This is a genomic window from Aliidongia sp., assembly GCF_035943795.1.
Lineage (GTDB): Bacteria > Pseudomonadota > Alphaproteobacteria > ATCC43930 > CGMCC-115725 > Aliidongia.
The window spans coordinates 16655-28834 of sequence record NZ_DASZBY010000133.1; the positions used below are offsets into that span (position 1 = coordinate 16655).

The 12180-nt window shown below is 65.7% G+C and carries 10 protein-coding genes; 4 read left to right on the top strand and 6 right to left on the bottom strand.

Annotated elements, in window-relative coordinates; genetic code table 11:
- Positions 1 to 28 precede the first annotated feature (28 nt).
- From VGV37_RS25665 to VGV37_RS25675, 3 genes are all read left to right on the top strand, one after another.
- Complete coding sequence (locus VGV37_RS25665) at positions 29 to 484, top strand: carboxymuconolactone decarboxylase family protein (protein WP_326882645.1); 456 nt, start codon at positions 29 to 31, stop codon at positions 482 to 484.
- Between the two features lie 91 nt (positions 485 to 575).
- Positions 576 to 1028: a GNAT family N-acetyltransferase gene (locus VGV37_RS25670; RefSeq protein WP_326882646.1), complete on the top strand. Its 453-nt coding sequence runs from the start codon at positions 576 to 578 to the stop codon at positions 1026 to 1028.
- A gap of 202 nt (positions 1029 to 1230) precedes the next feature.
- A complete protein-coding gene (locus VGV37_RS25675) occupies positions 1231 to 1908 on the top strand; it encodes an iron-containing redox enzyme family protein (RefSeq protein WP_326882647.1) in 678 nt (225 codons plus the stop codon).
- A gap of 18 nt (positions 1909 to 1926) precedes the next feature.
- Here the strand turns inward: VGV37_RS25675 and VGV37_RS25680 are convergent, their stop codons facing one another.
- From VGV37_RS25680 to VGV37_RS25705, 6 genes are all read right to left on the bottom strand, one after another.
- Positions 1927 to 2208 (bottom strand): acylphosphatase, encoded by a 282-nt coding sequence (locus VGV37_RS25680; RefSeq protein WP_326882648.1) that lies wholly within the window; start codon positions 2206 to 2208, stop codon positions 1927 to 1929.
- Between the two features lie 4 nt (positions 2209 to 2212).
- On the bottom strand, positions 2213 to 4201 hold the full coding sequence (locus VGV37_RS25685) for an acetyl/propionyl/methylcrotonyl-CoA carboxylase subunit alpha (protein ID WP_326882649.1): 1989 nt from the start codon (positions 4199 to 4201) through the stop codon (positions 2213 to 2215).
- A gap of 20 nt (positions 4202 to 4221) precedes the next feature.
- Positions 4222 to 5754, bottom strand: a complete 1533-nt coding sequence (locus tag VGV37_RS25690) for an acyl-CoA carboxylase subunit beta (protein WP_326882650.1) — start codon at positions 5752 to 5754, stop codon at positions 4222 to 4224.
- 136 nt (positions 5755 to 5890) lie between these two features.
- Entirely contained in the window at positions 5891 to 6322 is a 432-nt protein-coding gene (locus VGV37_RS25695) for a DOPA 4,5-dioxygenase family protein (protein ID WP_326882651.1), read from the bottom strand.
- An 8-nt stretch (positions 6323 to 6330) separates the two neighbouring features.
- Positions 6331 to 9438 carry an efflux RND transporter permease subunit gene (locus VGV37_RS25700; protein ID WP_326882652.1) on the bottom strand — a complete coding sequence of 1036 codons (3108 nt, stop codon included), beginning with the start codon at positions 9436 to 9438 and terminating at the stop codon, positions 6331 to 6333.
- Complete coding sequence (locus VGV37_RS25705; protein ID WP_326882653.1) at positions 9435 to 10601, bottom strand: efflux RND transporter periplasmic adaptor subunit; 1167 nt, start codon at positions 10599 to 10601, stop codon at positions 9435 to 9437. The genes VGV37_RS25700 and VGV37_RS25705 overlap by 4 nt, the downstream gene beginning before the upstream one ends.
- A gap of 521 nt (positions 10602 to 11122) precedes the next feature.
- Here VGV37_RS25705 and VGV37_RS25710 point away from each other — a divergent pair.
- A partial coding sequence (locus VGV37_RS25710) for an OmpA family protein (protein ID WP_326882654.1) occupies positions 11123 to 12180 on the top strand: 1058 nt, incomplete at its 3' end.

Sequence of the window (12180 nt, forward strand, 5' to 3'; positions counted from 1 at the left end):
CCGGACGTTCGGAGAGAGTTGGACCATCATGAAAGCCCGTGTCGACTATGCCCGCCTGTACTCGCTGATCGAGCCCACGGCGGCCGCCTTGATCTCGATCTCGACCGCCGTCAAGGAAAGTGGCTTCGATCCCAAGATCGTCGAGCTGATCAAGATCCGCGCCTCGCAGATGAATGGCTGCGCCTTCTGCCTGAACATGCATGTCGCCGAAGCGCGGGCCGGTGGCGAACGCGAGGAGCGCATGCATCTGCTGGCGGCCTGGCGGGAATCAACGTTCTTCACGCCGCGCGAGCGGGCGGCGTTGGCCTGGACCGAGGCGCTGACCCGGCTCGACCAGGGCGCCGTGTCCGACGAGGTCTATGCAATCGCGAGCGCCGAATTCGACGAGGCCGAACTGGCCCAGCTCACCTCGGCGATCCTGGCGATCAATTCCTGGAACCGCATCGCAGTGTCCTATCGCTTCCAGCATCCGGGTCGGCCGTGAACACCCGCCTCGATGTTGCGGCAGGGCCGGCACCGTTGCTGGCCGCGTTCGTGGCGCCGGACGGCGCGCAACTGACCATGGCCGGGCCGTCGTGAGCGCCGCGATCCGGCTCGAAGACCTGGCGGCGGACGACGCGGAGGCCGTCGCCGCCTGCCTGCCGGTCTTGCGTGTGCTGCGCCCCCAGCTCGGCAGCGATGCCGACGTGGCGGCGCAACTGGCGCGGCAGGCCGCCGAAGGCTACCGGCTGCTCGCGGCAGTGGATGGCGACGGCACCGTCGTGGCCTTTGCCGGCTGGCGCTTCGCGGAGAATACCGTCTACGGGCGCTTCCTCTATGTCGACGATCTGGCGACAGCGCCCGATCTGCGCGGCAGCGGCATCGGCGCGCGGCTGATCGAGACGTTGACCGAGCGCGGCAAGGCCGCAGGCTGCACCCGGCTGGCCCTCGATTCCGGCGTTTCCAACCAAGCCGCCCATCGGTTCTATTTCCGCGCAGGACTGACGATCGGCGCATTCCGCTTCGGCCGGGCGCTCGGTTCGAGCTGAGCCATCATGCTCGACGGGCGCGCGGCCGACGGAGCATCGTTTCCACTTTTTGCGAAGTGAACCAGATCATACCGGCTTCGTCCGGCGGCTTGATAGCGTCCCGGCCCGAAACACTCGATGCTTGCGTCCAATGCAACCCGATGCGATTCTGGTTTTAGCAAAACCGCAAGCAACCTTTGATCGGACCCCAGGGGGGAAGCTTATGGATCGTGAAGCCTTTCTGACGTCGCTCAGCCAGAATCCGTTACGCCAATCCCTGCTGCGCCACCCGTTCTTCGACCATGTGGCGAGCGCGCCGGTCGATCGGGACCAGGTCGCCATTTTCCTCGGGCAATATTGGTATCCGATCAGCTATTTCCCCGAGTTTCTGGCGCGCACGGTCGCGCTGTTGCCGACGACGGAGCTCAAGACCGCAATCTCCAAGATCCTCTACCAGGAACTGGGCGAGGGCGAGATCGAGCGGGCACACGAAAACCTTTACCGCGACACCATGGTCGATGCCGGCTTCACCCCGCTGTCAGTCACCGGAACACCGATGACCGAGCCCACTCGCCGCCTGATGGAGGGCTACCAGCGCTCGACCGGCCGCTTCCAATCAGCGCTCGGCTTCGTCTATGGCACCGAGATCATCGACATGCGGATCGTGAGCGGCCTGGGCGCGGCCGTGACCGCGGCTTCCGGCAAGGAAACCCTGCCCTGGGTCGAGATCCACGTCGAACAGGAACCCGAGCACGTCCGCAAGGCGCGCCATGCCGTGCGACTGGATTTCTCTGCCGAGAACATGGCCGAGATCGTACAGAACGCCGAAGAGATCTGGCGGCTGTGGGACGGCTTCTTCTCGGGCCTGTTGGCGGGTTGGACGGCGCAGCGGGCAGCGTGACCTGAATTCCCGGCAGCCTCAGACCGTCGGCCGCTGCTCGAAGCTGATGGAGCCGTCGTCCTCGGCCGGAGCCCGATCGATCGTCGCCACGGCGGCGGCGGCCGGCCCCTGGGCGCAGGCGGTCGCGAGGGTCTCGAGCGCGTCCGCGGGACCGATCGCCACGATCTCGACCGCCCCATCGCGCCGATTGCGGACCCAGCCCGCAAGGCCGAGCGCCTGGGCCCGGCCAACGGTCCACCACCGATAGCCCACACCCTGCACCCGACCGCGGATGGTGAGATGAAGGGCGGACCGGCTCACAGTCTCACTCGAACTCGATGATGACCTGATCGACCGCCAGGCTTTCGCGTGCCGCGGCGGCGATCTTCTTCACCTTGCCGTCGCGTTCGGCCCTGAGCACGTTCTCCATCTTCATGGCTTCGACCACGGCCAATTCCTCGCCGGCCTTGACGTCCTGGCCCTCGGTCACGGCAATCGAGACCAGCAGACCCGGCATCGGCGACAGCAGAAACTTCGACAAGTCCGGCGGCGTCTTGACCGGCATGAGGCCGGCGAGCGCGCCGACCACGCGGCTGACCACCCGCATCTCGGTCGCGGCCCCGGAGCGGAACAGGGTCAAAGCCGCTCCGGCGCGGTCGATCTGCAAAGTGATGCCGACACCATCGATCTTGGCCTCGAACAGGCCGGCACCCGGCGTCCAATGGGTCAGGATCTGCCGGGTCTGGCCGTCGAGCGTCACCGCATAGGTGCCGTCGGGACCGGGCACCACATGGATCTGGCGCGCCGTCCGCGGCGGCGGGCCGACCAGCACGGTCCAGTCCGTCGCCACGGCCGGCTTGTGCGGACCGCTGGCCGCGGCCAGTTCCCGGGTCGTCAGGCGATGCTGGGCGATGGCCGCGATCGACACGAGCTGGTCCGCATCCTCGGTCGACAGCTCGGCGCCGTGGAACCCGTCCGGAAACTCGGTCGGGATGAAGTCGGTCGACAACTTGCCGGACGCGAAGCGCGCCCGCCCCATGATCGCCGCCAGGAAACCGATGTTGTGGTTGACGCCACGAATGGCGAAGGCGTCGAGTGCCTGGGCCATGCGATGGGTCGCCTCGACGCGGGTGGCGCCATAGGTCACCAGCTTCGCGATCATCGGATCGTAGAACATGGTGATCTCGGCGCCCTCATAGACGCCGGTATCGACGCGCACGCCTGGACCCTCGGGCGGGCGGTAGCGGGTCAGGCGGCCGATCGACGGCACGAAGCCGCGGATCGGGTCCTCGGCATAGACGCGCGCCTCGATCGCGTGGCCGGTCAGCTTCACGTCGGCCTGGGTCAGCGGCAGCTTCTCGCCGTTCGCGACCCGGATCATCAGCTCGACCAGGTCGAGGCCGGTCACTTCCTCGGTCACCGGATGCTCGACCTGCAGCCGCGTGTTCATTTCCAGGAAATAGAAATTACGGTCGCGGTCGACGATGAACTCGACCGTACCGGCGGACTTGTATTGCACGGCCTGGGCCAGCGCCACGGCCTGGGCGCCCATGGCGCTGCGCGTCGCCTCGTCGAGGAACGGCGACGGCGCCTCCTCGATCACCTTCTGGTGCCGGCGCTGGATCGAGCATTCGCGCTCGCCGAGGAAGATCACGTTGCCATGGCTGTCGCCCATGACTTGGATCTCGATGTGGCGCGGCTCCTCGATGTATTTCTCGATGAACACCCGGTCGTCCCCGAACGAGGATTTCGCCTCGTTCGTCGCCGAGCGGAAGCCTTCCTTCGCTTCGCCATCGTTGCGGGCAAGGCGCATGCCCTTGCCGCCACCGCCGGCAGACGCCTTGATCATGACCGGATAGCCGATCTCGCCGGCGATCCTGACCGCCTCGTCACCGTCCGCGATCACACCCATGTACCCGGGCACGGTCGAGACACCGGCGGACTTGGCCAGCTTCTTCGATTCGATCTTGTCGCCCATCGCCGCGATGGCATGGACGCCCGGACCGATGAAGGCGATGCCCGCAGCCTCCAGCGCCGCCGCGAACGCACGATTCTCGCTGAGGAACCCGTAGCCCGGATGGACCGCCTCGGCCCCGGTCGCCTTGCAGGCCGCCACGATCTTGTCGATCTGCAGATAGCTCTCGGCCGCGGACGAGCCGCCGATCGACACGGCCTCGTCGGCCTCGCGCACATGCAGCGCCATCGCATCGGGATCAGAATGGACCGCGACGGTCTTGATGCCCATGCGCTTGGCCGTGCGCATGACACGACAGGCGATTTCGCCGCGATTGGCGATCAGGATCTTCTTGAACATTCGATCGCTCACAACGGGGATCACAGGGGGATGTTGTCGTGCTTCTTGGGCGGGTTCGTCAGCTGCTTGTCTTTCAGCATGGCGAGCGAGCGGATGACGCGCCGGCGGGTCGAACGCGGTTGAATGATCTCGTCGACATAGCCGCGCGACGCCGCCACGAACGGGTTCGCGAACTTCTCTCGATATTCCTCCGTCCGCGCCTCGATCTTGGCCGGATCGCCGATGTCGGCGCGGAAGATGATCTCGACGGCACCCTTCGGACCCATGACCGCGATCTCGGCCGTCGGCCAGGCGTAGTTGACGTCGCCGCGCAGGTGCTTCGAGGCCATGACGTCATAGGCGCCGCCATAGGCCTTGCGCGTGATCACGGTCACCTTGGGCACCGTCGCTTCGGCATATGCATAGAGCAGCTTGGCGCCATGCTTGATGATGCCGCCGAATTCCTGGGCCGTGCCGGGCAGGAAGCCCGGGACATCGACCAGGGTCACGATCGGGATCTCGAAACAATCGCAGAAGCGCACGAAGCGGGCCGCCTTCTTGGACGATTCGATATCGAGACAACCGGCCAGGACCATGGGCTGGTTGGCGACGAAGCCCACGGTCTGGCCGTCGAGCCGGCCGAAGCCGGTGATGATGTTGCGGGCGAAACCCGGCTGGGTCTCGAAGAAATCGCCTTCGTCCACGACCTTGCGGATCAGCTCCATCATGTCGTAGGGCTTGTTCGGGTTGGCCGGGATCAGGGTGTCGAGCGACAGATCGATGCGGTCGATCGGATCGCTCGTCTCGTAGCGAGGCGCCTTCTCGCGGTTCGACGACGGCAGGAAACCCATGAAGCGACGCAGCTCCAGCAATGCTTCCAGGTCGTCCTCGAACGCGAGGTCGGCAACGCCGGACTTGGTCGTGTGGGTGATGGCGCCGCCCAGTTCCTCCTGAGTCACCGTCTCGTGCGTGACGGTCTTGACCACGTCCGGACCGGTCACGAACATGTAGGAGCTGTCCTTCACCATGAAGATGAAGTCGGTCATGGCCGGCGAATAGACCGCGCCGCCGGCGCAGGGGCCCATGATCATGGAGATCTGCGGCACCACGCCCGATGCGGTCACGTTGCGCTGGAACACTTCGGCATAGCCGCCGAGGCTCGCCACACCTTCCTGGATGCGGGCGCCGCCGGAATCATTGAGCCCGACCACCGGCGCGCCGACCTTCAGCGCCTGGTCCATGATCCGGCAGATCTTCTCGGCATGCGCTTCGCTCAAGGAGCCGCCGAACACGGTGAAATCCTGGCTGAACACGAAGACCAGCCGGCCGTTGATCGTACCGTAGCCGGTCACTACGCCGTCGCCCGGGATCTTCTGTTCGGCCATGCCGAAATCCGAGGAACGATGCTCGACGAACATGCCCCATTCCTCGAACGAACCCTCGTCGAGCAGCACGTCCAACCGTTCGCGCGCGGTCAGCTTGCCCTTCTTGTGCTGGGCTTCGACGCGCTTCTGGCCGCCACCGATCCGGGCAGCCTCGCGCTTTTCCTGTAGCCGGCGGAAGATTTCCTGCATGGTCCCCGTACTGCTGACTTGGAAGGGACGCCGCGAGCGGGCGCGTGGTTCCGCATAGCATCATCCGCCGAGGGACGCCAGCTTTGGGCGTTCGGCATTCCGCGGTGCCCGCCGTTCGCGCGAATGATGGGGGAAGCTAAATGTCCGTCAGCGCCGGCGTCGTATTGGGCATGATCTCGTCCTGCGCGCGGCCGAGGGCCGACAGCGACGCTTCGAGTCCGGTGCCGTCGAGCGGCAGGACCGCGCCCAGCCACAGGGCGTGGACCAGATGATCGTCTTTCGGCCGGTCTGTATTGGGGTGCACCACGATGGTCAGGCCCTGGCGGTTCAGCATCAGCCAGGGTACCAGGCTTGGGAACAGGGTCGCTTCGAAGGCGACCTGGTACATCGCCGTCGGATGCGGCCCGACCGGCTGGTCGCGCCAGCGGCCCATCTGGACCGGAAAGCGCTGGGCGATCCGGTCGCGCAGAACTTCCGCCCGCTGCCGCGCTTCGGGTCCGTCGAAATAGACATGGGCGTGATAGCTCTCGATCGCCTGGATCGACATCGGCGCGGGCTGGTCTGTCATGAAGGCTCCTATTCGGCCGGTGCCGCCACCGGGCGGCCCCGGAACTGACGCCAGAGATCCTGCAGGCCGAGCGAGATCCGTCGCAGCGCCAGATGGATGACCGGCGTCGTGTAGAGCGTCAACAGCTGCGAGACCATCAGGCCGCCGACGATCGCGATGCCGAGCGGCCGGCGCAGTTCGGAACCCGCGCCCTGCCCCAGCGCCAGCGGCAGCGCGCCGAAGATCGCGGCGATGGTCGTCATCATGATCGGGCGGAAGCGCACCAGGCAGGCCTGTACGATCGCCTCCTCCGGCCCCAGGCCCTCGGCCTCGGCCTGGATCGCGAAATCCACCATCATGATGGCGTTCTTCTTGACGATGCCGATCAGCAGGATGATGCCGATCAGCCCCATGACGTCCAGATTGGCGCCGCAGGCCAGCAGCGCCAGCAAGGCACCGACACCGGCCGACGGCAGCGACGACAGGATCGTCAGCGGATGGACGAAGCTTTCGTAGAGCACGCCCAGCACGATATAGACGACCAGCGTCGCCGCCGCGATCAGCCACGGTTGGCTCGCCAGCGACTTCTCGAATTCCTGGGCCGCCCCCTCGAAGCTGGTCTGCAAGGTGATCGGCTTGCCCAGCTCCGCTTCCATCTTGTGGATGCGCTCGACCGCCTCGCCGATCGATACGCCCGGCGCCAGGTTGAAGGTCAGGCTTTCGTCCGGGAACTGGCCGCGATGGTTGATCGTGACCGGCGCGACGGAGCTTTCGAACGAGGCGAAGGTCGAAAGCGGGATCTGCTTGCCGGCGGTGGAGGCGACATGGATCAGCTGCAGCGAGGCCGGATCGGCCTGGAACTGCGGATCGACCTCCAACAGCACGTAATATTGGTTCGCGTCGGTATAGATCTCGGCCACCCGGCGGGCGCCGAAGGAATCGTAGAGCGTGTCGTCGATCGCCCGCGGATCGACCCCCATGCGCGCGGCCAGGTCTCGGTTGACCACGACACGGACGCTGGAGGCGGTATTGAGGTCCTTGGAGACGTCGAGCAGGCCCGGCACCTTTTTCAGATGCTCGAGCACCGTCGGCGTCCATTTCTCCAGCTCGTCCCGATCGACGTCGACCAGGGTATATTGGTATTCGGTCCGGCCGGCGTCCGTGCCGGTAATGATTTCCGGCTCGGGCTGCATGAAGAAGCGCAGCCCCTGCAGCTTGGCCGCCCGCTCGCGCAGGTGGCCCAGCACCTCGTAGACATTCCCCGCGCGGTCCTCGCGCGGCTTCAGATTGATGACGAACTCGCCGGTGTTCTCGTCGCCGTCGCCGCCGACATAGCTCGTGACCGAGAACACGTCGGGATCGGACCGGATGATCGCCGTCATCTGTTCGACCAGCCCCGACGTGCGGGAGAACGGCGTGCCGGTCGGCGCCTCGGCGAAGCCGAAGATGCGGCCGTTGTCCTGAGGCGGAAAGAACCCCTTGGGGATCGTCACATAGAGATAGCCGGTCAAGGCCAGGGTCAGGGCGAAGCTGAGCACCGTCAGCTTGCGGTGATGCAGCACCCAGAGCAGGCTGCGTCGATAGGCATCGATCACCGCATCGTTGGCCCGCACGACCCAGCGCTGGAACGCGGTCGGCGGCCCCTTCGCGCCATGCTTCGCCGGCTTGAGCAGGCGCGCGCACAGCATCGGCGACAGGGTCAGCGAAATGACCGCCGAGGCGAGGATCGCCACCGACACGGTCGCGGCGAACTCGCGGAACAGCCGGCCGACGATGCCGCCCATGAAGAAGACCGGGATGAACACGGCGACCAGCGACAGCGTGATCGACATGATGGTGAAGGCGACCTGGCCGCCGCCCTTGATCGCCGCCTCGATCGGGCCTTCGCCGTCTTCCATATGGCGCACGATGTTCTCGATCACCACGATCGCATCATCGACCACGAAGCCGACCGCGATGGTCAGCGCCATCAGCGACAGATTGTCGAGCGTGAAGCCCAGGGCGAACATCACGATCAAGGTCGCCAGCAGCGACAGCGGGATGGTGATCGACGGGATCACGGTCGCCCAGAAATGGCGCAGGAAGATGAAGATGACCAGAATGACCAGCGCGATGGTGATCGCGAGCGTCACCTCGACGTCAGCCAGGGAGGCGCGGATCGTCTCGGCCCGGTCGGTCACGATGTCGAGGTTGATCGACGGCGGCAGCGAGGCGCGCAGGGTGGCCAGCGAGGCGCGCAGCCCGTCCACCGCCTGAACCGTGTTGGCACCCGGACGCTTCTGCACGGCGATGATGATGGCCGGATGGCCGTTGTACCAGCCGATCGCCTTGTCGTTCTCCACGCTGTCGGTGATCTCGGCCACGTCGGACAGGCGCACCGGCGCACCGTTTCGATAGGCGACGACAATGTCACGCAACCCGTCGGCGTCGAAAATCTGGTCGTTCGATTCGACCGTCGACACCACGTCGCCGCCTTCGAGCCGCCCCTTCGGCCGATTGACCGTGGCGCGCTGGACCGCGGTGCGCACGTCCTCGGGCGATAGGCCGCGCGATGCCAGCGAGGAAGGATTGATGCGCACCCGGATCGCGAATTTCTGTTCGTCGGCCATGAATGCGCGCGAGATGCCGGGCAGGTTCGAGATGCGCCGCACGACCGCCGCATCGGCGAACTGATCGACCTTGGTCAGCGGCATCACGTCCGAGGTGAAGGCCATCACGACCATGGCGCGCTCGGCCGGGTTCTCCTTGAAGAAGAACGGCGGGTTCGGCATGTCGGTCGGCAGGTCGCCGGCGGCATTCGAGATCGCCGACTGCACGTCGATCGCCGCCAGGTCGATGTTGCGGCCCAGGTCGAACTGCAGCCGCACGAAGGTCTGGCCGAGCGACGAGTTGGAGCTGATCGAGACGATGCCGTTCAGATAGGCGAATTGCCGTTCGAGCGGTGCGGCGATCGAGGTTGCCATGGTCTCGGCACTGGCGCCCGGCAGGTTCGCGATCACGTTCATGACCGGGTATTCGACCTGCGGCAAGGCCGCGACCGGCAGCATGGCCCAGGCCGCGATGCCGAAGATCAGAACGCCCATGGCGAGCAGCAGGGTCGCCACCGGCCGAAGGATGAAAGGCCGGCAGGGGTTCATGACGGCGTTGCCTCCGCCCTCGGACCAAGCGCCATCGGATCGTTCGATCCCGGCTCGACCTTGACCACCATGCCCGGCGCCAGCTGATCCTGGTTGTCGACCACGACTGTCTCGCCGGGCTTCAGCCCATCGACCACGGCCAGGCCATGTACGCTCTGCAGCATGCCGACGTCGCGCGGGGTCACGGTCGAGGCTGAACCGTCCAGCACATAGACGAACTTGCCCCGGATGCCGGTCTGCACGGCCGCCATCGGCACGGTGACCGCATCCTTGCGCGTGCTGGTCACGATGCGCGCGTTGAGGAATTGACCCGGCCACAGGGTCTCGTCGGTATTCTCGAACAGCGCCTTCAGCTCGATCGTGCCGGTCTGCGCGTCGATCTGGTTGCCGATCAGGGTCAGGCGACCCTCGGCCAGCCGCTTCTGGTCGTTGCCGGACCGGGCTTCGACCACCAACGCGCCGCGACGCTGGCCGGCCTGGATGTCGGGCAGCGCGTCCTGCGGCACGGTGAATAGCACCGTGATCGGCTTCAGTTGGACGATCTCGGCCAGGTCGGTGTCGTCGGCGGTATGCACGACGTTGCCGGCATCGACCAGCCGCTTGCCGACCCGGCCGGTGATCGGCGCGCGAATCGTCGAGAATTGCAGATTGAGCCGTGCGGCATCGAGCGTGGCCTGGTCGGCCTTGATCGTGGCCGTCAGTTGGCCGACTGCGGCGGTCTGCTGGTCGAACGCCTGGCGCGAGGCATAGCCGTTTTTCAGCAGGCTGGACGAGCGATCGAGATCGGCCTTGGCCGAGACGAGTTGCGCCTGGTCCTTGGCCAAAGTTCCCTCGGCCTGGCCGACCGCCGCCTGATAGGGCCGCGGATCGATCTCGATCAACGGGTCGCCGGCACTGACCTGCTGGCCTTCGGTGAACAGGATGCGGTCGATCTGGCCATCGACCCGGCTCTTGAGCTGGACGGTGTTGAACGGCTGGGCCTGGCCGATGCCGCGCACGTAGATCGGGACGTCGCGCTGCGCGACGGATGCAACATGGACGGTCGGCGCCGATCGGGTTCCCGCTGGACCTGCGGACGCAACGCTGTGCTGCGCGCGCCAGAGAAAGACGCCGCTCGCCGCCAGAATCGCCAGACCAAACAGAAAAACCGCGCCGCGCCGCATCGCCGGACACCCCGAAATTGCACAAATTCTGTGCGGGATGCGACGATTGGAGACAACGTCCACCGACGCCGCTCTCTCGCTCTTCTCCCGCATACCGCGTGGTCGCGGCACGCGGATGGGCGCTCTGACCCGGGCGGACCCTACCAGATAGTTACGGGGAAAACGATCGCATTCTAGCGACCGGCCTTGCGGTTCCAGGCCCGGGGCGCCTGCCGGGCAATCAACCAGCAACGTTTATTTTTGAACGTAGGGATCGAACCGATCACTCAACGAAGAGTAGGGTTCCATTCAATAAAGACATGCCACACATTCGCCACAATATTGCCCTTGTCATGACAGAAATCATCCCCAGATCATCGCCTCGGTGGTAAGCAATGCTTTCGCCAGTGAGCCAAAACGTCGCGTGATGTTTACGCAACACATCGAAACAATGAAAATAGTCGCGTGCAACGGTCAGCGTGCTATGGAGTTGACTGCAACGTGAGGACGGCGAGACCGTACCGTTAGTATTGGAGACTGGAATGACGAAGCAACGTACTCTTGCCATACTGCTCGGCACCGCCGCGGTTCTGGTCGGTTCTGGCATCGGCGCCGCCCAGGCGCAGACGACCGTGAACCCGAACTACACCTACGGCCCCTATGTCGGTGCAGCCGGCGGCGGCAGCTTCCTGAACGACATCAGCCCCAATGGCGGCGGCGCCGATACCAAGAGCCAGTATGACAATGGCTATGTCGGTCTCGGCACGGTCGGCTGGGGCTTCGGCAACGGGTTCCGCGCCGAACTCGAGGGCGGCTATCGCCGCAACGACCTGCGCGGCGTGCGCGGTTCGACCGGCGGCAACGGCGGTGCGCTCGGAACCGAATCGGTCATGGTGAACGGCCTGTACGACATCGATCCGGGCATGTTCGGCGTACAGTCCTACGGCTTCATGCCCCATGTCGGCGTGGGCGTGGGTTGGGCCCGGCCGCGCTTCGACCATGCGTCGAGCTACAATGGCAACGTCGTGAGCGGCAAGGACGACCTGCTGGCCTACCAGGGCATCGCCGGCGTCGATTATGCCGTCGCCCCGCACATCAAGCTGAGCCTCGACTACCGTTACCTCGGCACCCAGAACGGCACGTTCAACAGCTCGCCCGGCCTGACCGGCTTCGGCAGCCCGACCCGCAGCTCGATCGAGGATCAGGCCGTGACCTTCGGCGTGCGCTACGAGTTCTGGGCTCCCCAGGTCGCCCAGGCTCCGCTGCCGGCCGTGACCCCGCCCCCGCCGCCCGCTCCCGCCGCCAAGGCGCCGGAAGTGCAGCGCGCGTTCCAAGTGTTCTTCGACTTCAACAAGTCCGACATCACCTCGGCCGCCGCTCACGTGATCCAGCAGGCCTCGGACAGCGTCAAGGCCGGTCACATGACGCAGATCAACGTGACGGGTCATACCGACACGGTCGGCTCGGCCAAGTACAACCAGGCCCTGTCGGAGCGTCGTGCGGCCGCCGTCAAGCAGCAGCTGATCACGGACGGTGTCGCAAGCACCGAGATCTCGACCTCCGGCGTCGGCAAGTCCGGCCTGCTGGTTCCGACCGCCGA

Coding starts and splice junctions, on each gene's coding strand:
- VGV37_RS25690 (WP_326882650.1), bottom strand. CDS start 5,754: ATGCAGGAAATCTTCCGCCGGCTACAGGAAAAGCGCGAGGCTGCCCGG.
- VGV37_RS25675 (WP_326882647.1), top strand. CDS start 1,231: ATGGATCGTGAAGCCTTTCTGACGTCGCTCAGCCAGAATCCGTTACGC.
- VGV37_RS25665 (WP_326882645.1), top strand. CDS start 29: ATGAAAGCCCGTGTCGACTATGCCCGCCTGTACTCGCTGATCGAGCCC.
- VGV37_RS25695 (WP_326882651.1), bottom strand. CDS start 6,322: ATGACAGACCAGCCCGCGCCGATGTCGATCCAGGCGATCGAGAGCTAT.
- VGV37_RS25685 (WP_326882649.1), bottom strand. CDS start 4,201: ATGTTCAAGAAGATCCTGATCGCCAATCGCGGCGAAATCGCCTGTCGT.
- VGV37_RS25705 (WP_326882653.1), bottom strand. CDS start 10,601: ATGCGGCGCGGCGCGGTTTTTCTGTTTGGTCTGGCGATTCTGGCGGCG.
- VGV37_RS25700 (WP_326882652.1), bottom strand. CDS start 9,438: ATGAACCCCTGCCGGCCTTTCATCCTTCGGCCGGTGGCGACCCTGCTG.